This is a genomic window from Streptomyces sp. NPDC041968, assembly GCF_055589025.1.
The window spans coordinates 348,089-368,740 of sequence record NZ_JBVJCB010000008.1; the positions used below are offsets into that span (position 1 = coordinate 348,089).

Annotated in this window: 18 protein-coding genes, 1 pseudogene and 1 riboswitch; of the genes and pseudogenes, 13 read left to right on the plus strand and 6 right to left on the minus strand. The window is 72.6% G+C overall.

What is annotated here, in order from left to right:
- Positions 1–21 precede the first annotated feature (21 nt).
- On the plus strand, positions 22–1,719 hold the full coding sequence (locus tag ACZ6EG_RS21685; RefSeq protein WP_391970354.1) for a flavin monoamine oxidase family protein: 1,698 nt from the start codon (positions 22–24) through the stop codon (positions 1,717–1,719).
- A gap of 59 nt (positions 1,720–1,778) precedes the next feature.
- Here the strand turns inward: ACZ6EG_RS21685 and ACZ6EG_RS21690 are convergent, their stop codons facing one another.
- Positions 1,779–2,708, minus strand: a complete 930-nt coding sequence (locus ACZ6EG_RS21690; protein WP_469606664.1) for an LLM class F420-dependent oxidoreductase — start codon at positions 2,706–2,708, stop codon at positions 1,779–1,781.
- Between the two features lie 94 nt (positions 2,709–2,802).
- Positions 2,803–3,498: a DUF5995 family protein gene (locus ACZ6EG_RS21695; protein WP_391970356.1), complete on the minus strand. Its 696-nt coding sequence runs from the start codon at positions 3,496–3,498 to the stop codon at positions 2,803–2,805.
- Between the two features lie 174 nt (positions 3,499–3,672).
- Between ACZ6EG_RS21695 and ACZ6EG_RS21700 the strand changes: the two genes are divergently transcribed.
- Positions 3,673–4,803 carry a glycoside hydrolase family 6 protein gene (locus ACZ6EG_RS21700; RefSeq protein ID WP_469606766.1) on the plus strand — a complete coding sequence of 377 codons (1,131 nt, stop codon included), beginning with the start codon at positions 3,673–3,675 and terminating at the stop codon, positions 4,801–4,803.
- On the opposite strand, the gene ACZ6EG_RS21705 is transcribed toward ACZ6EG_RS21700, so the two are convergent.
- Positions 4,785–6,215, minus strand: coding sequence for a uracil-xanthine permease family protein (locus tag ACZ6EG_RS21705; RefSeq protein WP_469606668.1), 1,431 nt, complete (start codon positions 6,213–6,215; stop codon positions 4,785–4,787). The two genes, ACZ6EG_RS21700 and ACZ6EG_RS21705, sit on opposite strands and share 19 nt — an antisense overlap.
- A 164-nt stretch (positions 6,216–6,379) precedes the next feature.
- On the opposite strand from ACZ6EG_RS21705, the gene ACZ6EG_RS21710 reads away from it, so the two are divergent.
- Positions 6,380–6,847, plus strand: a complete 468-nt coding sequence (locus ACZ6EG_RS21710; RefSeq protein ID WP_391970358.1) for an acyl-CoA thioesterase — start codon at positions 6,380–6,382, stop codon at positions 6,845–6,847.
- Here the strand turns inward: ACZ6EG_RS21710 and ACZ6EG_RS21715 are convergent.
- A complete protein-coding gene (locus tag ACZ6EG_RS21715) occupies positions 6,807–8,018 on the minus strand; it encodes an MFS transporter (RefSeq protein WP_391970359.1) in 1,212 nt (403 codons plus the stop codon). The genes ACZ6EG_RS21710 and ACZ6EG_RS21715 overlap by 41 nt on opposite strands.
- 141 nt (positions 8,019–8,159) lie before the next feature.
- On the opposite strand from ACZ6EG_RS21715, the gene ACZ6EG_RS21720 reads away from it, so the two are divergent.
- The gene (locus ACZ6EG_RS21720) at positions 8,160–9,359 is read left to right on the plus strand and encodes an ROK family transcriptional regulator (protein WP_391970360.1); all 1,200 of its coding nucleotides are present in this window, start codon (positions 8,160–8,162) and stop codon (positions 9,357–9,359) included.
- Positions 9,360–9,549: 190 nt separating this feature from the next.
- Here ACZ6EG_RS21720 and ACZ6EG_RS21725 read toward each other — a convergent pair.
- Positions 9,550–10,246, minus strand: a pseudogene (locus tag ACZ6EG_RS21725) (SDR family oxidoreductase).
- A gap of 237 nt (positions 10,247–10,483) precedes the next feature.
- Positions 10,484–12,847 carry a chitinase C-terminal domain-containing protein gene (locus ACZ6EG_RS21730; RefSeq protein WP_469606674.1) on the minus strand — a complete coding sequence of 788 codons (2,364 nt, stop codon included), beginning with the start codon at positions 12,845–12,847 and terminating at the stop codon, positions 10,484–10,486.
- A 216-nt stretch (positions 12,848–13,063) separates the two neighbouring features.
- A riboswitch (FMN riboswitch) is annotated at positions 13,064–13,194 on the plus strand.
- 152 nt (positions 13,195–13,346) lie between these two features.
- Here ACZ6EG_RS21730 and ACZ6EG_RS21735 point away from each other — a divergent pair.
- The 9 genes from ACZ6EG_RS21735 to ACZ6EG_RS21775 all read left to right on the plus strand — a co-directional run bounded on the left by ACZ6EG_RS21735 (position 13,347) and on the right by ACZ6EG_RS21775 (position 20,652).
- Complete coding sequence (locus tag ACZ6EG_RS21735; protein WP_391970362.1) at positions 13,347–13,949, plus strand: riboflavin synthase; 603 nt, start codon at positions 13,347–13,349, stop codon at positions 13,947–13,949.
- Positions 13,946–14,590 (plus strand): nicotinamide mononucleotide transporter family protein, encoded by a 645-nt coding sequence (locus ACZ6EG_RS21740; protein ID WP_391970363.1) that lies wholly within the window; start codon positions 13,946–13,948, stop codon positions 14,588–14,590. The genes ACZ6EG_RS21735 and ACZ6EG_RS21740 overlap by 4 nt, the downstream gene beginning before the upstream one ends.
- Positions 14,587–15,876: a bifunctional 3,4-dihydroxy-2-butanone-4-phosphate synthase/GTP cyclohydrolase II gene (locus ACZ6EG_RS21745; protein WP_391970364.1), complete on the plus strand. Its 1,290-nt coding sequence runs from the start codon at positions 14,587–14,589 to the stop codon at positions 15,874–15,876. The genes ACZ6EG_RS21740 and ACZ6EG_RS21745 overlap by 4 nt, the downstream gene beginning before the upstream one ends.
- Before the next feature lie 20 nt (positions 15,877–15,896).
- Positions 15,897–16,382 carry a 6,7-dimethyl-8-ribityllumazine synthase gene (ribH, locus tag ACZ6EG_RS21750; RefSeq protein ID WP_356605608.1) on the plus strand — a complete coding sequence of 162 codons (486 nt, stop codon included), beginning with the start codon at positions 15,897–15,899 and terminating at the stop codon, positions 16,380–16,382.
- A 34-nt stretch (positions 16,383–16,416) separates the two neighbouring features.
- Complete coding sequence (locus tag ACZ6EG_RS21755; RefSeq protein WP_356605606.1) at positions 16,417–16,689, plus strand: phosphoribosyl-ATP diphosphatase; 273 nt, start codon at positions 16,417–16,419, stop codon at positions 16,687–16,689.
- Positions 16,690–16,736: 47 nt separating this feature from the next.
- Complete coding sequence (gene hisG / locus ACZ6EG_RS21760) at positions 16,737–17,594, plus strand: ATP phosphoribosyltransferase (RefSeq protein WP_356605604.1); 858 nt, start codon at positions 16,737–16,739, stop codon at positions 17,592–17,594.
- Between the two features lie 20 nt (positions 17,595–17,614).
- Positions 17,615–18,082 (plus strand): PH domain-containing protein, encoded by a 468-nt coding sequence (locus tag ACZ6EG_RS21765; RefSeq protein WP_391970365.1) that lies wholly within the window; start codon positions 17,615–17,617, stop codon positions 18,080–18,082.
- Between the two features lie 204 nt (positions 18,083–18,286).
- On the plus strand, positions 18,287–19,618 hold the full coding sequence (locus ACZ6EG_RS21770) for a hemolysin family protein (RefSeq protein ID WP_391970366.1): 1,332 nt from the start codon (positions 18,287–18,289) through the stop codon (positions 19,616–19,618).
- Positions 19,615–20,652, plus strand: coding sequence for a hemolysin family protein (locus ACZ6EG_RS21775; RefSeq protein ID WP_391970367.1), 1,038 nt, complete (start codon positions 19,615–19,617; stop codon positions 20,650–20,652). Before ACZ6EG_RS21770 ends, ACZ6EG_RS21775 begins: the two co-directional genes overlap by 4 nt.

Consider the following 20,652-nt stretch of genomic DNA (forward strand, 5'->3'; position numbering starts at 1 on the left):
TGTGCAAGGAGTCCGTACCCCATGACGTCCACCGTGCCCAACGCGATCGAGCACGCAGACGAGCAGCAGCCGCCGATCACCATGTTCGGTCCGGACTTCCCGTACGCGTACGACGACTTCCTCGCCCACCCGGCCGGTCTCGGGCAGGTCCCCGCGACCGAGCACGGCAGCGAGGTCGCGGTCATCGGCGGCGGCATGTCCGGCATCGTGGCCGCCTACGAGCTGATGAAGATGGGCCTCAAGCCCGTGGTGTACGAGGCCGACCGGATCGGAGGGCGTCTGCGCACCGTCGGCTTCGAGGGGTGCGACCCGTCGCTGACCGCCGAGATGGGCGCGATGCGCTTCCCGCCCTCCTCCACCGCGCTCCAGCACTACATCGACCTGGTGGGACTGGAGACCCGCCCCTTCCCGAACCCCCTCGCCGAGGCGACGCCCTCCACCGTCGTCGACCTCAAGGGCGAGTCGCACTACGCGGAGACCCTCGCCGACCTGCCGCAGGTCTACCGCGACGTGGCCGACGCCTGGGCCAGGTGCCTCGAGGAGGGCGCCGACTTCTCCGACATGAACCGCGCCCTGCGCGAGCGCGACGTCCCGCGCATCCGCGAGATCTGGGCGAAGCTGGTCGAGAAGCTCGACAACCAGACCTTCTACGGCTTCCTCTGCGACTCCGAGGCCTTCAAGTCCTTCCGCCACCGCGAGATCTTCGGCCAGGTCGGCTTCGGCACCGGCGGCTGGGACACCGACTTCCCCAACTCCATCCTGGAGATCCTCCGCGTCGTCTACACCGAGGCCGACGACCACCACCGCGGCATCGTCGGCGGCTCCCAGCAGCTGCCGCTCAGGCTCTGGGAGCGCGAGCCGGAGAAGATCGTCCACTGGCCGTACGGCACCTCGCTGCGGTCCCTGCACGTGGACGGTGAGCCCCGCCCGGCCGTGACCCGGCTGACCCGCACCGCCGGCAACCGGATCACGGTGACCGACGCCGACGGCGACATCCGCACCTACCGGGCGGCGATCTTCACCGCCCAGTCCTGGATGCTGCTCTCCAAGATCGACTGCGACGACTCGCTCTTCCCGATCGACCACTGGACCGCGATCGAGCGGACCCACTACATGGAGAGCTCCAAGCTCTTCGTCCCCGTGGACCGCCCGTTCTGGCTGGACAAGGACGAGGAGACGGGGCGGGACGTCATGTCGATGACGCTCACCGACCGCATGACCCGCGGCACCTACCTGCTGGACGACGGCCCGGACCGGCCCGCCGTCATCTGCCTCTCCTACACGTGGTGCGACGACAGCCTGAAGTGGCTCCCGCTGTCCGCGGGCGAGCGGATGGAGGTCATGCTCAAGTCGCTCGGCGAGATCTACCCGAAGGTCGACATCCGGAAGCACATCATCGGCAACCCGGTGACGGTCTCCTGGGAGAACGAGCCCTACTTCATGGGCGCGTTCAAGGCCAACCTGCCCGGCCACTACCGGTACCAGCGGCGCCTGTTCACGCACTTCATGCAGGAGGACCTGCCCGAGGACAAGCGGGGGATCTTCCTCGCCGGCGACGACATCTCCTGGACCGCGGGCTGGGCCGAGGGAGCCGTCCAGACCGCGCTGAACGCCGTCTGGGGCGTCATGCACCACTTCGGCGGGACGACCGACGCGACCAACCCCGGCCCGGGCGACGTCTACGACGAGATCGCGCCGGTCGAGCTGCCCGAGGACTAGCCCGGGTCCGCCGCCGGAGGCGGCCCGCCCCGGCGGCCGCCCCCGGACGGGGAAGCCCCCTACACCCCGGCCGCCCTGGCCTTCTCGTACACCTCGGCGGCGAGGTCCTTCAGCTCCTCGGCGTCCCGCGCGGAGCCCTGCAGGTCGACGAGGATCTCGTCCAGCCCGATGGCGGCGTGGGCGGCGAGGTCCTCGACGATCCGGTCGACGCTGCCGTGGAAGGGCCGGCGCCCGGAGCCCGGCCGGGTCGACGAGCTGTGGCGGGCGTTGGCCCGCAGCACCGTCCGGATCGGCTCCGTACGCCCCCGCTCCTCCGCCAGCTCCCGCAGCTGCCGCCACTGCGCGGCCACGGCCTCGACCCCCACGCCGCCCGGCAGCCAGCCGTCGGCGTGGTCGACGAGCCGGCGCCGGGCCTTCCCGCTGCTCGCCGCCAGCAGCACCGGGACGCGCCGGGCGGGCTTGGGACCGACCACGGCGGACGCGATCCTCGTGAGGTCACCCTCGTACACCACCGGGTCCGGGCCCCAGACCGCGCGGCACACGGCGATCACCTCGTCCAGAGCCTGCCCGCGCTCCGCGAAGGGCCGGAACGAAGCCGCCGCGTACTCGTCGTGGGACCAGCCCGTGCCGAAGCCGGCGACCACCCGGCCGCCGCTCGCCGCGTCCAGCGAGGCCAGCGCCCTGGCCAACTGGAACGGGTTGTGCAACGGGGCGACGAGCACACTGGTGCCCAGCTCCGCCCGCTCGGTGGCCGCGGCCGCGAGGGTCAGGGTGACCAGCGGCTCCGCCACGTTCCGGTACTCGTCCGGCCAGGGCAGGCCCTCGACGCCGTACAGCCCCTGGGCCGCCGGCTCGGGGAAGAGGGCCCGCTCGAAGACCCACAGGCTGTCGTACCCCGTCCGCTCCGCCGCGCGGGCCACGTCGGGGACGTCCCTGCCGAGGTCGTACTGCCGCATCTGGGGGAGGCCGAGTCCGAGCCGGGTCGTCATGTCCGGGTGCTCCTTCGCGGTCGGGTGCGAGGCTGCTGAGAGGGGCAACGTGCGGCGATCGCGCGGGAATTCCGCCCGCCCGGGAAGCGGCCGTTCAGTCCGGCAGCGGGGTGAGCAGCATGCGGCCCGCGAAGCCGACGGCCGCGTCCAGGCGCTCCGTGAACTCCCCGGCCAGGTCCGGGAGCCGGCGCAGCGCCCACAGCGCGCGGGCCGCGGACCAGGTGGCGTCGCGGGCGCGCTCCAGGCTCCAGGAGCCGAGCAGATGGGTCAGCGGGTCGGCGATCCGTAGGAGGTCGGGACCCGGCATCAGCTCGTCGCGGATACGCTCCTCCAGCGAGACGAGGACCTCGCCCACCCGGTCGAACTCGTCCTCCAGCTCCAGGGGATCGCAGCCGAGCGTACGACAGGTGTCCACCACGGCCAGCGCGAGATCGTGGCCGATGTGCGCGTTGATGCCCGCCAGCGCGAACTGCAGCGGCCGTACGCCGGGATGGCGGCGGAACTGGAACAGGGGCCGCCAGCACGCGGGCGGCCGGTGTCCCCTCTCCACGGTGTCGACGGCCGCCAGATAGCGCTCCGCGAACCGCACGTCCAGCGCGATCGCGGCCCGGGCGTCCGGGAACCGGCCGCCGTCGATGTGCCGGTCGACGGTCTCGGTGACGGTCAGGTAGACGCGGTTGAAGACGGCCACCCCGTCCCGTGCGGGCAGCGTCGTGTCGAGGGCGCGCATCCGGGCGAGGACCGTGTCCACCGTCCGGACGGCCGCCGGGAGTTGTTCGCAGTGCGCCATGGCGGCAGGGTCCCAGCTTTAGGCTGGCCGGAGTGCCGGCGGGCCCGACGCTTCCCCAGAACGGGGGAACGCGCCCGCCGTGCGGGGGAGGGGGAACCGTACGTGTCAGGCCTTCGTGCCCGGCGCCTGGCCGCTCGCAGGGCCGAGCGCAGGCGAGCCGCCCGCCGCGGTGCGATGGTCGCGGTGGCGTCCGTCGTGGTGGCAGTGGGCACCGCGACCGGCATGCTGTCCGTGCTCGGGGACGACGGCGGCGGCGTGGACGGGGCACGGCCCCAGGTGACGCGCTCGCCACGGCCGCACTCCCTGCCCGTGGTGCCGTCCCCGACAGCGACAGCGACGGCCACGGCCTCGCCCTCTGCGTCCAAGAAGGCGAGCCCCGGAGCCTCGCCCGGGAAGCCCGGGAAGAGGCCCGAGAGGAAGACGCCCCCGGCCACCGAGGCCTCCACCCGGCTCTACCGGCATCCCGATTCCCAGGTCCTCGACTGGGTCAGCGCCCACCCCGACGACCCGCGCCGGGACGTCATCGGCTCCCGGATAGCCGCCCACCCGGCAGCCGTCTGGTTCGCCGACCACACGCCCGCGAACATCACCGCACGGGTCCGCGCCGTCACCTCGGGCGGCGCCGCGGCGGGCCAAGTGCCGGTCGTCGTGCCGTACGTCGTACCGGGCCGGGACTGCGGCGGCCACTCCGAGGGCGGGGCGCCCGACCTCGACGCCTACGACGCGTGGATCGACCGCTTCGCCGCCGGGCTCGGCTCCGGCGACGTCATCGTCGTCCTGGAGCCCGACTCGGTGGCCCAGGCGGAGTGCCTGTCGGCCGGGGAGCGCGCCGACCGCTTCGCCTCGCTGGCCCGGGCCGGGCGGGTCATGAAGGACGCCAATCCCAGGGCCCGGGTCTACTTCGACGCGGGCCACTCGGGCTGGCACGCGCCCGCCAGGCAGGCGGGTTGGCTGCGGCAGGCCGGCGCCGCCTCGGCCGCCTCCTCCGACGGCATCTTCAGCAACGTCTCCAACTTCCACGCGACGGCCGACGAGGTCGCCTACGACCGCGCGGTGCTCGACGCCCTGGGCGGCCCAGCGAGCCTCGGCGCGGTCATCGACACCAGCCGCAACGGCAGCGGCGCCCCGCCCGACGGCCAGTGGTGCGACCCGGCCGGCCGCACACTGGGCCGCGCACCGACCCTGAGCACCGGCCTGGGACGCGTCGACGCCTACCTGTGGGTCAAGCTGCCGGGCGAGTCGGACGGCTGCAAGGGGGAGCCGGGCACCTTCACGCCGTCCTACGCCTACGACTTGGCGCGCTGAGAGCCGCCGTCGCCGTCCGGCCCCTCGTCCTGCGCCGCCCCGGTCCTCGCGTCGTAGGAGGAGGTGCCCTCGTCGAGCAGCGGCTGCTGCGTCTTGAGGTGGGGGGCGAAGGCCCGCAGTGCGTGGTAGCCGGTGATGACGACCACGGTGCCGAGCGCGATGCCGCTGAGCGAGAAGGTGTCGGTGAACTCCATGCTGACGTTGCCGACGCCGATGATGATGCCCGCGGCGGCCGGCACCAGGTTCAGCGGGTTGCGCAGGTCCACCTTCGCGTTGATCCAGATCTGCGCGCCGAGCAGGCCGATCATGCCGTAGAGGATGACGGTGATGCCGCCGAGGACGCCGCCCGGGATCGCGGCCACGACCGCGCCGAACTTCGGGCAGACGCCGAACAGCAGGGCGAATCCGGCGGCGGCCCAGTAGGCGGCCGTCGAGTAGACCCGGGTCGCGGCCATCACGCCGATGTTCTCGGAGTACGTGGTGTTGGGCGGGCCGCCGACCGCGGTGGACAGCATGGAGCCGACGCCGTCCGCGGAGATCGCCGTGCCCAGCTTGTCGTCGAGGTTGTCGCCGGTCATCTCGCCGACCGCCTTGACGTGCCCGGCGTTCTCCGCGACGAGCGCGATGACGACCGGCAGGGCGACCAGGATCGCCGACCACTCGAAGCTCGGCCCGTGGAAGGAGGGCAGGCCGATCCAGTCGGCCTGGCCCACGGCGGAGAGGTCGAGGCGCCAGTGGTCGGTGAGCTTGCCGCTGCCGTCCACGGAGTGGATCTTGCCGAAGACCAGGTCGAGCACCCAGGACAGCAGGTAGCCGAAGACCAGCCCGAGGAAGATCGCGATCCGGGACCAGAAACCGCGCAGGCAGACCACCGCCAGACCGGTGAACAGCATCACCAGCAGGGCCGTCCACTGGTCCTGCGGCCAGTAGGTGGAGGCGGTGACCGGGGCCAGGTTGAAGCCGATCAGCATCACCACCGCGCCGGTGACGACGGGCGGCATCGCGGCGTGGATGATCCGCGCCCCGAAGCGCTGCACGGCGAGGCCCACCAGGAACAGCGCGGCGCCCACGACCAGGACCGCGCCGGTGACCGTGGCGCTGGTGCCGCCCTGGGCCCGGATCACCGCGGCGACGCCGACGAAGGAGAGGGAGCAGCCGAGGTAGCTGGGCACCCGGCCGCGGGTGGCGAGCAGGAAGATCGCGGTCGCCACGCCCGACATCATGATCGCGAGGTTGGGATCCAGGCCCATCAGGACCGGAGCCACGAAGGACGCCCCGAACATGGCCACCACGTGCTGGGCGCCGAGCCCGACCGTGCGGGGCCACGAGAGCCGTTCGTCGGGGCGGACCACCGCTCCGGGTGCGGGCGTGCGCCCGTCACCGTGCAGCTTCCAGCGCACGCCGAGGTCCATGGTGAGGTTTCGCTTTCTCTGTACCGAGGGCTGTCCGGACCATTGTCAGGGGTGCCCGACCGTGCGGTTGACCTGCACCTTCCCCACGGGGCGTACTGAGCGTCCGCTTAGGATGGAGGGGATCGTCCGTTCGTCGGTACCACCCGCGCCACCTGGAGTCCGCCGTGTCCGCCCAAGTCCCCACCGCCCCCGCCCTGTCCGCCCCGCGGTACGGCCGGCTCGTCCCCGTCACCGTCCACTTCGACGACCTGGACGCCCTCGGGCTGCTGCACAACGCCCGCTACCCCGTGCTGGTCGAACGGGCCTGGACCGAGCTGTGGACCGAGTACGGCTTCCGCTTCGAGGGCGACTGGGCGGCGGCCGGCGACGCCTGCAACGCCGTCAGGGAACTGACCGTCACCTATGACGCGCCGGTCACCCGGCCGGGGGCGTACGCCGTGCACCTCTGGCTGGAGCGCCTCGGCAGGACCGGGCTGACGTACGGCTTCCGGTTCTGCTCCCCGGACGGCGCCACCACCTACGCCCGCGGCACCCGGGTGCTGGTCAGGCTGGACTCGGCGACGCTGCGTCCGGCGCCGTGGAGCGACACCTTCAGGGCTGCCGGTCGGGCACTGCTGCGCTCGGCGGACTGATCTTCGGCCGGTCCCGGTCCCCGGCGCGCAGTACCTTGGCGAACAGCACCAGGCAGCAGGTCAGTGCGGTCACCAGGCCGAAGGAGACCACCAGGCTGGTCAGCTCGGCCAGGCCGCCGATCGCGCCAGGCGCGACCAGGCCCGAGGTGTACGTGATGGTGGCGACGCCCGCGATGGCGAGGCTGGGGTTGGAGCCGGCGCGCCCGGCCGCGGCGAAGCACAACGGCACGACCACGGCGATGCCGAGGCCCATCAGCGCGAAGCCGGCCATCGCCACCGCCGGATGCCCCCCGAGGACGATGAGCAGACCGCCGAGCGCGGCCAGCACACCGCTCACCCGGACCGTGCGCACCGCGCCGAAGCGGTCCACCACCTTGTCGCCGGCGAACCGGGCCAGCGCCATGGTGAGCGTGAAGCCCGTCGTGCAGGCCGCCGCCAGACCGGCCGAGGTCCCCAACTCGTCCCGCAGGTAGACCGCGGACCAGTCCAGGCTCGCGCCCTCGGCGAACACCGCGCAGAACCCGACGGCGCCGATCAGCACCGCCGACCTCGGGGGCAGTGCGAACCGCGGCGGCGGGTCCTCGTCCTCGGCGGGCTGGAGGTCCAGCACCCAGGCGCAGACGACCAGGCCCGCCACGGTCAGCACCCCGGCGGCCAGTGCGTGGTGCAGCCGGGCGTCCGAGCCCAGGTGGGCGGCGAGGGTGCCGGCCGCCGAGCCGATCAGGGCGCCCGCGCTCCACATGCCGTGCAGCCCCGACATGATCGACTTGTCGAGCCGGTTCTCGATCTCGACGCCCAGCGCGTTCATCGCCACGTCCGACATGCCCGCGGTGGCGCCGTAGACGAACAGGGCGAGGCACAGGGTGAGGAGGTTCGGGGCGAGGGACGGCAGGACCAGCGCCAGCGTCCACAGGGCCAGCAGTCCGCGCAGGGCGGTGCGGGCGCCGAGGCGATGACTGATGCTGCCGGCCAGCGGCATGGCGACGGAGGCGCCGAGCGCCGGGAAGGCGAGCGCCAGGCCCAACTGGCCCGCGCTGACCCCGGCATGGTCCTGGATCCACGGCACGCGCGTCGCGAACGAGCCGGTGACGGCGCCGTGCACGGCGAACACGGCCGCCACGGCGTACCGGGCGCGCCTCACCTCGCGCGGCGCGTAGACCACTGTGCTCATTCTCCTGCCCCCTTCGTCGGGTCCACTCGGCAGACTCGGCCCCCTGGCGTCGCTGCGCCGCGTAAACTATCAGGAACCCTGCCTGATAGATAGGGGACACCGGCGCGCGCCACCGCGCCGCCGATCTGGAAGGATCCCGGCATGCCCGCATCCCCGAGCACCGCCCGGGCCATCAACGACCGGCTCGCCCTGCGCCTGCTCCAGCAGGAGGGCCCGTTGACGGCGGGGCAGCTGAAGCAGCTGACCGGTCTGTCCCGGCCCACCGTGGCCGACCTCGTCGAACGCCTCACCGTCTCCGGCCTGATCGAGGTGGCCGGGGAGTCCGGCGAGCAGCGCCGCGGGCCGAACGCCAAGCTGTACGGCATCGTCGCCGACCGCGCCCACCTGGCCGCCCTCGACGTCCGCACGGACAGCGTCGCCGTACTGGTGTCCGACCTGCTCGGCAGGGTGCTCGCCGAGGCGTCCGTGCCGATCGGCGACGACACCGGGACCGGTCCCGCGGTGGAGCAGGCGGTGGGTCTGGTCGAGCGTGCGGCGAAGGAGGCCGGCGCCGTCCGGCTGCACACCGTCGGTATCGGCGCGCCCGGCCTGATCGACCCGGTGGTCGGCGAACTGCGGGACTCCACCGGGCTGCCCGAGTGGCACCGCCGGCTCATGGCCGCGCTGCGGGAGACGTTCCCCGAGGCACGTGTCGACGTCGAGAACGAGACCAACCTGGCCGCCCTGGCCGAACAGCGCGACGGGGCGGCCCGGGACCGGGAGACCTTCGTCCTCCTCTGGCTCGGCCTCGGCATCGGTGCCGCGATCGTCCTCGACGGCACCCTGCGCCGGGGCGTGTCCGGCGGCGCCGGCGAGATCGGCTTCCTGCCGGTGCCGGGCACCTCGGGCCTGCCGTCGGCCACCGACTGCGACGGCGGCTTCCATTCCGTGGCCGGGGCCGCGGCGGTCGCCGCCCTCGCGGCGGACCACGGGCTGACGGCACCCGGGGAGGAACCCGAACCCGAGCGGCACGCCGCCGCGCTGGTACGGGACGCGGTGCGCCGGTCCGGCACGGACCCGGTCGCCGCACGCTTCCTCGACGCGCTCGCCGACCGGGTCGCCCTCGGCGCCGCCGCCGTCGTCTCCGTGCTCGACCCCGGCTGCGTGGTGCTGGCCGGTGAGGTCGGCAGGGCCGGCGCCGACGCGCTGGCCACCCGCGTCCAGCACCGCCTCACCCGGATGTCGCCGCTGGCCACCGAGGTGCGGGCCAGCACGCTGGGCGGCGGCGCCGTGCTGCGCGGGGCCCTGCTGACCGCCCGCGACCGCGCCCAGGACGACCTGTTCGCGCCCCCGGAGCGATAGTCCGCGGCGGCTCGTGATCGGAGGTCTGCGGCGGGCACGACCCGGGGCTCCGCCGACCTCGGCGGCCGGCCCGTGACCGGCACGCGGCCCGGTCCGCACCGGCTTCAGACCCCCCGGCCCGCCGCTCCCGCGCAGTCGCCGTGCCGCGTCCCACCCGCCCCACCCGCAGCCACCCCGTACCCGCGTCCCGTCAACGCCGTCCGTCCGCCCCGCGGCCGTACCGCACCGCCAGGTACTCCTCGAACGTCTCCTTGTCGACCGCCTGTTCGGGTGCGAGGTGGCCGCCCGCGCGGAACCCGCGGTAGGCCTTGCCCGCGAGCGGTACCTCCACCACGGCCCGCCGGCGCCCCGTCGCGCTCAGGTACGCGCGGGCCGGCGACTCGAACGTGCGCACCTCGGGCCCGCCGAGATCGGCGACCCGCCCGGCGTGCGCGCCACCGGCCAGTTCGGCGAGCCGGCCACCTCCACCGGCTGGTCGGACACGTGGGCCGGCGAAAACGACCGGCGTCCTGGTCAGGCCCTGGAGCGCCCGCGCCACCAGGTCGTGGAACTGGGTCGCCCGCAGCACGGTCCAGCCGAGCCCCGACTCCTCCACCAACCGCTCGACGGCGAGCTTGGACCGGTGGTAACCGAGCGGCACCCGGCCCACGCCGACGATCGAGATGGAGACCAGATGTCCCACCCCGGCCCGTCGGGCCGCCGCGATCAGGTTCGTGGCCGCCCGCTCGTCACCTCCGCGAGCACGGCACGTCCAGGTCGCTGTCGCCCTCGCGCAGGTCGACGGCGTACGGCCGGGCGTGCCGGCTGAGCACCCGCACGCCGTGCCCGTCCGCGCGCAGCCGCTCGGCGACGAGGCGGCCGAGGGTTCCGGTGCCGCCGGTCACCAGGATCGTGGATGTCCTTGCCACCTCTCCGCGGTGGACGCCCCGGGGCGGGGCGTCCTGTCGCCAGCTGTGACGGGACAGCCGGTGCGGAATGTGACAGCTCCCGCGCGCAGGTCTCAGAGCTGCCCGAGCACGCGGTCGTCATGCGTCTCACCCTGCCAGAAGCCCGGCGGGGGACCCGAGGAGACCCGGCGGCGGGCAAGGGCCTTCGTCACCGCCGCCGGGCCGGTCTCGCCGGGGTCAGCAGGCGCCGAGGTCCTGCCAGACGCCCCACTCACCCGTGGTGCCGGGCCGCTCGCCCTTCGTCCACCACTTGGACTTCCACGAGTGCCCCGCGTGGGACACCGTGATGCCACCGCCGTAGGGCGTGGCCGCGTCCCAGGCCGGTGCCGTGCACGAACCGGTGCCGCCGGTGGGGCTCGGACTCGGGCTCGGGGAACCGGTGCCCGTGGGCGTCGGCGTCGGCGTACCGGGCTCCACCGGGGTCGTCCCCCGTGCCAGGTCGCCCTCGAGGGCGTACGTCTTCCCGCCGAACGTCACCGTCCAGTTCGACGGCGTCGACACCGGCAGGTAGTACACGAGGTCCAGTTCGGTGGACGCGCCCGGCGCCAGCGACTGCCAGGCCGGCAGCTTCAGCGAGACGCGGTGGTAGTCGCCCTTCAGGCCGCCGACGTTGCCGCCCGTGTGATCGCTGCGGATCACCGAAGTCCCCCAGCCGGACTGGTCCTTGGCGTTGCCGGGCGCGGAGGTCCCGTAGTCGAACCGGAACTCCGTACCGCCCGGGAGCGCCGTCCCCGTGTTATTGGTGATCTTGAGCTTGGGGCTGATCGGGTAGTTGGAGTCGCCGAGCGGGAACTGCCCGAACTCCACGTCGACGTCGACCGCCTCGGCCGGCATGTCGATCGTCGCGCGCTCGGCGCCGTAGGGGGAGGCCGACTTGAACGTATCGTACATCGTGTCCGTCAGCGTCGAGCCCGGCACGTACTGCCCCTTGCCCGCGTCCCAGGCGTAGTCGCCCGCCAGCTCCCAGACCATGGTGCCGCCGATGCCGCGGTCGACCACGTAGTCCGCCTTGGCCCGCACCGACTGCTCGTCCTCGGTGGACAGGAACACCTTCTTCTCCGCGTTCCACAGCCAGGGCGCGACCAGGGTGGCGTCGTACTTGCGGGCGTACGTCCCGGTCAGCTTCGTCGTGGCCGGGAAGCCGTAGTCCGTGACGTAGTCGCCGACGACCCCCTTCTCCAGGTTCATGGCGTGCCACATCGGGTTGGAGCCCGCCGGCGACTCCTTGCCCGCGGTGTCCAGGTCGTGCCACAGGTTGTCGATGCCGACCGCGCCGTCCCCGCACTTGGTCAGCCCGGCACCGGCCGGGCACGACGTGGCGGGCGCCTTGCCCCAGAGCCCGTCGGTGCCGCCGGCGACGTTCTTGAAGCCGCGCGTGTAGTACGGCAGGCCGATGTTGATGCGGCCGGCCGGCATCGAGCCGCGGAAGTAGTGGTAGGCCCAGTCGGTGTTCAGGTAGCCGATGCCGCCGTACTGGGAGGTGGTGTACACGCCCGCCGCGGCGAGTTCGGAGTCCTTGCCGTCGTCGAAGAGGGAGGCGTTCGGGCCGACGTGCTCGTTCCAGGCGCCGTGCAGGTCGTACGACATGATGTTGACGTAGTCCAGGTACTTCTGGACCTGGAAGGTCTCCATGCCGCGCAGCAGGTACCCGGAGGACGGCGCGGCGACGGAGAGCAGGTAGTGCCTGCCGTCCGCGGCGCCCGCCCGGTCGAGCTTCTCGCGCAGCGTCTTCATCAGCGCCGCGTACCCCTTGACCAGCCCGGCCCGGCGGCCGTTGGCGAGGGACCAGTCGAGCGGGTTGCCGGCGTCCTTCATCGTCGTCGGGTACTCGTAGTCGATGTCGACGCCGTTGAAGCCGTACCTCCGGACGAAGTCGACCGCCGAGGCCGCGAAGGTGTCGATGCCCGCCTGGTTGACGGAGCCGTCGGCGTTGGTCGCCATGGAGTAGAAGCCGCCGGAGTCCACGCGCGAGCCGTCGGCCGCGAAGTAGCCGCCCGTCTCGGCCCAGCCGCCCACCGAGATCATCGTCTTGACGTCCGGGTGCTGCTTCTTGAACTTGGTGAGCTGGTTGAAGTGGCCCTTGTAGGGGAGGCCCGGGTCCATCTCGGCGCCCGCCACCCCGGGCCAGGTCATGCCGGTCGCGGTGTTCTTCTCGCCGTCCGGGCCCACGGAGAGCCGGTTGGCCCCGTCGACGTGCGCGAAGGCGTAGTTGATGTGGGTGATCTTGTCCCACGGGATGTCCGACGCGAGGTACGCCGGCTTGCCGTCCTTGCCGGTGCGCCAGCCGGTGAAGTAGCCGATCACCCGGCGCGGGTGGTCGGTGCCCATCTTCTCCCGGCCGGCGGAGTCGTAGACCGAGCAGTAGGGGACGTCGACGCCGGGGGTCCGGTAGAGCCCGTCGGGCCGACAGCTTTCCTGGTCCGCGGCGTGCGAGGCGGTCGCGGGAAGGCCGGCGAGGACCAGACCGGCGACGGCGGCGGCCGCGGCGAACAGGGCCGGTCTCGCTCCGCGGCGCGTTCTGGAGCGTGAGGGGGAAGGCACAGTCGGTTCCTCTCCACGGAAGTTGCGCAGACATTAAGAGGACTAGACCAGTGAGTCAATAGGTATGGACCAATCTCAAGGTGCGGGCGGGAAAGCGAGGTTGGCGGAGCGGCGCCGGCTCGAGCGGCGCTCGCGCGCGGCGTCCTGTGAGCCACTCCACACACTCCGTTCGCATGGACCGTGAGCGGACGTGGCAGACTGGCCCTGTACCAGAAGCAGCGCACTCCGGGGTCGGTGAAAGTCCGAACCGGCGGTTACAGTCCGCGACCCGGTCGCCTCCAGCGACCGGTTGACCAGGTGAAATTCCTGGACCGACGGTTAAAGTCCGGATGGGAGGCAGTGCGCGGCGGGCGAGCATGCGTGCGCGCCGCCGACCTCTGGGCTCGCCCCTTGACGGGCGGGTCCCGTCCGGCGTCGCTCCCGGTGTTCTCGCTCGCGATCTCTGTCGTTCCTCGACAGCCCCGGAGTCCGTGCCCGAAGAGGCAGGAGGACCCGGGAAGTGTTCACCGGAATCGTCGAAGAGCTGGGCGAGATCACCGCCGTCGAGACCCTCGACGACGCCTGTCGCTTCCGCGTGCGCGGCCCTGTCGTGACCGAAGGGGCACGACACGGCGACTCCATCGCCGTCAACGGCGTCTGCCTCACCGTCGTCGACCACGAGGGCGACGAGTTCACCGCCGACGTGATGGCGGAGACCCTGAACCGCTCCAGCCTGGGTGTCCTCGCCACCGGCTCCCGCGTCAACCTGGAGCGCCCCACCGCCGTAGGCGCCCGCCTGGGCGGGCACATCGTGCAGGGACACGTCGACGGCACCGGTGAGATCGTCGAGCGCAAGCCCTCCGAGCACTGGGAGATCGTCAGGATCTCCCTGCCCGCGGACCTCGCGCGCTACGTCGTGGAGAAGGGCTCCATCACTGTCGACGGCATCAGCCTCACCGTCGTCGACGCCGGCCCCGACTTCTTCACCGTCAGCCTCATCCCGACCACCCTCGCCCTGACCACGCTCGGCCACAAGCAGCCCGGCGACCCGGTCAACCTCGAGGTGGACGTCATCGCCAAGTACGTCGAGCGCCTGCTCGGGGCTCAGGGGGGCACCCGGTGAACTGGCTCAACTCCGAGGCGTTCACGCTCTTCGACCAGCACATCAAGTGGTCGGACATGATCGGCAACGTGATCGGGCTGCTCGGTCTCGCGCTCGGCTGGCGGCGCTCGATCTGGACCTGGCCCGTGCAGTTCGTCTCCGGGCTCGTCCTCTTCACGGCCTTCGCCACCGCCCACCTCTCCGGCAGCGCGGGCAAGCAGATCGTCGTCATGGTCGTCGCCGCCTGGGGCTTCTGGCAGTGGAACCGCGGCCGGCGGCAGAGCCAGGACGGCTCCATCGCCGTCCGGTTCGCCACCTGGCGCGAGCGCGGCGCCCTGGTCGGCGCCGCCGCCCTCGGCACCCTCGCGGTCGGCGGCCTGTTCACCGCCTTCCCGACCCTGTCCTGGGACCCCTGGCCGGACGCGTACATCTTCGTCGGCACCGTCGTCGCCATGTACGCCCAGGCACGGGGCATGGTCGAGTTCTGGTTCGCCTGGCTGCTGGTCGACCTGGTCGGCGTCCCGCTGAACTTCGCCAACGGCTTCGCCTTCTCCGGCTTCGTCTACGTCATCTACGGCGCGCTCGTCCTGTGGGGCCTGCGCGACTGGTGGCTGCGCTCCCGCACCGCGGCGCGGCCCGTCCCGGAAGGAGCGCCCGCATGAGCACGGCACCCATCCTCTACAGCCCCGACGGACCCGAGGACCTGCTCCTCGACCCCGTCCAGCAGGCCGTCGCCGACATCGCCGCCGGACGGCCGGTCGTCGTCGTCGACGACGAGAACCGCGAGAACGAGGGCGACCTCGTCGTCGCCGCCGAGAAGGCGACCGAGGAGATCGTCGCCTTCATGATGAGCGAGTGCCGCGGCCTGATCTGCGCGCCCATGGAGGGCGACGAACTGGACCGGCTCCGCCTGCCCCAGATGGTCGACGACAACACCGAGTCGATGAAGACCGCGTTCACGGTCTCCGTCGACGCGACCGCCGCCCACGGCGTGAGCACCGGCATCTCGGCCTCGGACCGCGCCACCACCCTCCAGCTCCTGGCGAGCGGCACCGCCGAGCCGACCGACCTGGTCCGCCCCGGCCACATCTTCCCGCTGCGCGCCCGCTCCGGCGGGGTGCTCGTCCGCAACGGCCACACCGAGGCCGCCGTCGACCTCGCCCGCCTGGCGGGCCTGCGCCCGGCCGGCGCCATCGTCGAGATCGCCGGCGAGGACGGGCGCATGCTCCGGCTGCCCGAGCTGATCCCCTTCGCCCGCAAGCACGGCCTGACGATCATCTCCATCGAGGACCTGATCGCCTACCGCCGCAGCGAGGAACCGACCGTCCGCCGCGAGGCCGAGGTCCACCTCCCCACCCGGCACGGCGAGTTCACGGCGTACGGCTACCGCTCCACCGTCGACGGCGTCGAGCACGTAGCCCTCGTCCACGGCGAGGTCGGCGACGGCGAGGACGTCCTGGTCCGCATCCACTCCGAATGCCTCACCGGCGACGTCTTCGGCTCCCAGCGCTGCGACTGCGGCCCCCAGCTCGACGCCTCCCTGGACCGCATCCAGGCCGAGGGCCGGGGCGTGGTCGTCTACCTGCGCGGCCACGAGGGACGCGGCATCGGCCTGATGTCCAAGCTGCGCGCCTACGAACTCCAGGAGCGCGGCCGGGACACCCTCGACGCCAACCTGGAACTCGGCCTGCCCGCCGACGCCCGCGACTACGGCGCCGGCGCCCAGATCCTGACGGACCTCGGCGTGCGCTCCGTCCGCCTGATGACCAACAACCCGGACAAGAGCGACGCCCTCGTCCGGCACGGCATCGAGGTCAGCGGCCGCGAGCCGATGCCCGTCCAGGCCGGCGAGCACAACCTCCGCTACCTGCGCACCAAGCGGGACCGGATGGGACACGACCTGCCCTGGCTGGACACGACCCCCGTGTCCACCTGCGGCAACCAGTAAGCAAGGACTCCAGGAGAGACATGAGCGGCAAGGGCGCACCGGAACTGACCGTACGCAACGTGGGGGACCTGCGGGTCGCCGTCGTCGCGGCGCAGTGGCACGACAAGGTGATGGACGGACTCGTCGACGGCGCCCTGCGCGCCCTGCACGAGCTGGGCATCGACGAGCCGACCCTGCTCAGGGTCCCCGGCAGCTTCGAGCTCCCGGTGGTGGCCAAGGTCCTCGCCGGCCGCGGCTACGACGCGATCGTCGCCCTCGGCGTCGTCATCCGCGGCGGCACCCCTCACTTCGACTACGTGTGCCAGGGCGTCACCCAGGGCCTGGTCCAGGTCTCCGTGGAGACCGGCGTCCCCATCGGCTTCGGCGTCCTCACCTGCGACACCGAGGAGCAGGCGCTGGACCGGGCCGGCATCGAGGGCTCCCGCGAGGACAAGGGCCACGAGGCGGTGACCGCGGCCGTCGCCACGGCGGCCACGCTCCGCTCAGTATCCGAACCGTGGCGCTAGGCCGCCCGGCACTACGCGTAAAGTGGGCGCCACCATGTCCAAGAAGACTTTCGAGGAGCTCTTCACCGAGCTCCAGCACAAGGCCGCAAGCGGCGACCCCGCCACCTCCCGCACCGCCGAGCTGGTGGACAAGGGGGTTCACGCCATCGGCAAGAAGGTCGTCGAGGAGGCCGCCGAGGTCTGGATGGCCGCCGAGTACGAGGGCAAGGAGGCGGCGGCCGAGGAGATCTCCCAGCTGCTGTACCACGTCCAGGTGATGATGGTCGCCCGCGGCATCTCCCTGGACGACGTCTACGCCCACCTGTGAAGCCGCACCCCCTCTCCCCACCCCACCACGCGAAGGAAGCCGACCTCATGCTGCGCATCGCCGTCCCCAACAAGGGTTCCCTGTCAGGCCCCGCGGGGGAGATGCTGCATGAGGCCGGCTACCAGCAGCGCCGCGAGTCCAAGGAACTGCGGATCGTCGACCCGGTCAACGAGGTCGAGTTCTTCTACCTGCGCCCCCGCGACATCGCGATCTACGTCTCCTCCGGCCGGCTCGACATCGGCATCACCGGCCGGGACCTGCTCGTCGACTCCGGCGCCGAGTCCGAGGAGATCCTCCCGCTCGGCTTCGCCCGCTCCACCTTCCGCTTCGCCGGCAAGCCCGGCACCGCGACCGGCGTCGAAGACCTCAAGGGCCGCACCGTCGCCACCTCCTACGAGGGCATCGTCGCCGCCTACCTGGCGGACCGGGGCGTCGACGCCTCCGTCGTCCACCTCGACGGCGCCGTCGAGACCGCCATCGAGCTCGGCGTCGCCGAGGTCATCGCGGACGTCGTCGAGACCGGGACCTCGCTGCGCAACGCGGGCCTGGAGGTCTTCGGCGAGCCCATCATGAAGTCCGAGGCCGTCGTGATCCGCCGCTCCGGAGCGGAGCCCGACGCCACCACCGAGCCCAAGGTGCAGCAGTTCCTGCGCCGCCTCCAGGGCGTCCTGGTGGCCCGGACGTACGTGATGATGGACTACGACTGCCGGGTGGAGCAGCTGGAGAAGGCCGTCGCCCTCACCCCCGGCCTGGAGTCCCCGACCGTCTCCCCGCTGCACAACGAGGGCTGGGTCGCCGTCCGTGCGATGGTCCCCGCCAAGGAGGCCCAGCGGATCATGGACGACCTGTACGAGATCGGTGCCCGGGCCATCCTGACCACGGCCATCCACGCCTGCCGTCTCTGAGCACGACCCGGAGCGACACCATGCCCGACACCACGCCGGATCTGCCCGCCCTGCCGGTGACCTTCCGCCCGGGGCGCACCCGCGCGGTCCTGACCGTCCTCGCCGTCATCACCTTCGCGGCGATCACGGCGGTCGGGCTGCTGCTGGACGGCCTCGGCCCGGGGGAGAGGCTCAGCTTCGCGCTGACCGGACTTCTCCTGGCCGGCGTCGTGCTGCTGCTGGCCCGACCCCGGGTCGTCGCCGACGACGCCGGGGTGACCGTCGTCAACCTCACCACCAAGCGGCGCCTCGCGTGGGCCGAGATCGTGCGGGTCAACCTCAGGCAGGGCGATCCCTGGGCCTTCCTGGACCTCAGCGACGGCACCAGCCTGCCCGCGCTCGGCATCCAGCCGGGCATCGCCCGGGAGCGCGCCCTCCACGACGCCCGTGCGCTGCGCGCCCTCGTCGAGGCCCGGTCCCGCGGCGCGTCCGAGACGCCGCGAGGCTGAAGCGGACGCGGCGCCCCTGCCGCGGGCGCCCTTTTCGTGATTAATCTGGGAACGAGGACGCGGTCGTCGCGTCCTCACCCCTGTCGCTCCGCCCGGTGCGCGGGGGACCCCGCTACCCGAGGAGTGACCCCCTCCGGCGATGGACGGACCGTCCTGCAGTACCTGCGCCGCCCCCTGCTGTGACCCCTCACAGGCGGCGGCATCATGACCACCCCCCTGCTGCTCCTGGCAGCCGCGTTCCTGCTGATCCTCGCCAACGGCTTCTTCGTGGCCGCCGAGTTCGGCCTGGTGACCGTCGAACGGCCGGACGCCGAGCAGGCGGCCGCCGGCGGCGACCGACGCGCCCGCCGGGTCGTCGAGTCCCTCAAGGAGCTGTCCTTCCAGCTCTCCGGCACCCAGCTCGGCATCACGATCACCTCCCTCGTCGTCGGCATGCTCGCCGAACCGGCGCTCGCCCGGCTGCTGGACGGCCCGTTCACGGCGATCGGCGTCCCCGAGGGCGCCGTACCCGGCGTCGCGGTCGTCGTCGGCATGCTGCTGGCCTCGGCGGTGCAGATGGTGATCGGCGAACTGGTGCCCAAGAACTGGGCGGTGTCCAAGCCGCTGCAGGTGGCGCGCTTCGTCGCGGGCCCGCAGCACGCCTTCGCCCGTTTGTTCCACCCGGTGATCGCCGCGCTGAATGCCGTCGCCAACCGCCTGGTCCGCGCGCTGGGCATCGAGCCCACCGAAGAGCTGGCCTCCGCCCGCACCCCCGGCGAACTCGTCTCCCTGGCCCGGCACTCCGCCCGGGCCGGCGCCCTGGAGCAGGACACCGCGGACCTCTTCGTACGGACCCTCTCCCTGGGCGGACTGACCGCGCAGCACGTCATGACCCCACGCGTGAAGGTCAGCGCCCTGCAGTCGTCGGCCACCGCCGAGGACGTGGTCAACCTGACCCGTGCCACCGGTCTGTCCCGCTTCCCCGTCTACCGGGAGAAGATCGACGAGATCGTCGGCATGGTCCACCTCAAGGACGCCCTCGCCGTCCCCGCGCCCGACCGGCTGCGGACCTCCGCCGGCCGGATCGCCCGCCCGGCGCTGCTGGTCCCCGAGACCCTGCCCGTCCGGCCGCTGCTGACCCGCCTGCGCAGCGAGCAGCCCATCGCGGTCGTCGTCGACGAGTACGGCGGCACGGCCGGCGTCGTCACCCTGGAGGACATCGTCGAGGAGATCGTCGGCGAGGTCCGCGACGAGCACGACGGCCACGACGTCCCCGAACTCGCCGCCGCCGCGCCGGAGGACGGCCGGCCCGCCTGGGACGTGGCCGGAAGCTGCCGCGTCGACGCCCTGCGACGCGTGGGCCTGGAGGCTCCCGAGGGCCCGTACGAGACCGCGGCCGGGCTCGTCGCCGACCTGCTCGGCCGTATCCCCGCCGTCGGCGACCGGGCGGAACTGCCCGGCTGGCGGCTCTCCGTCCGGCAGGTCGGCCACTACCGCGCCGAGCGGATACGCCTGGTGCGCACGGCTCCGGCGTCCGTGCTGGAGGCCGCCCGATGAGCGTCCTGCAACTCCTCTTCGCCGCGCTGCTCGTGCTCGCCAACGGCTTCTTCGTCGGTGCCGAGTTCGCGCTCGTCTCGGTGCGCCGCAGCCAGATCGAGCCCCTGCGCACCGCCCGCGCCCGCCAGGTGCTGTACGGCCTGGAGCGGCTGCCGCAGATGATGGCCGCCGCCCAGTTCGGCATCACCGTCTGCTCGCTGACGCTCGGTGCGGTCGCCGAACCCACGGTGGCGCACCTGCTGGAGCCGGTCTTCGCGTGGATGCACCTGCCGCACGGGGTGATCCACCCCCTCGGCTACGTGATCGCGCTGGCCGCGGTCGTCTTCTGCCACCTCGTCATCGGCGAGATGGTCCCGAAGAACCTCGCGATGGCCGCCCCCGAGAAGGCGGCGCTGTGGCTGAGCCCCGGCCTGGTCGCCTTCGCCCGCCTGTGCAGGCCGATCACCGCAGCGCTCGGCGCCTGTGCCCAGGGCATCCTGCGGCTGTTCCGCGTGGAGCCCAAGGACGAGGTCGAGGCCGTCTTCACCAGCGAGCAGCTCAACCGGCTGGTGGGGGACGCGGGCCAGGCCGGACTGCTCGACCCGGAGGAGCAGGAACGTCTGGAGGACGCCCTGGAGCTGGGCTCCCGCCCGGTGACCGACGTGCTCCTCGCCCGGGAGTCGCTGGTGACGGTCAGCCCGTCGGTCACACCCGGCGGGATCGTCGCCCTCACCGCCCGCACCGGGTACTCGCGCTTCCCGGTCGCCGTGGAGAAGGGCGCCTTCATGGGGTACCTGCACGTCAAGGACGTCCTGGACCTCGAGGACTCGGAGCGTGCCGTCCCCCAGCACCTCTGGCGTCCCATGACCACCCTCCGCCCCGAACTGCCCCTGGACGACGCCCTCACCGTGATGCGTCGCGCGGCGACCCACCTGGCCCAGGTGACGGACGCGTCGGGACGGGTGCTCGGCGTGGTCGCCCTGGAGGACGTCCTGGAACTCCTGGTCGGGGAGGTGCGCGACCCGGCCCACCGGGAGGTGACGCTGGCCACCTAG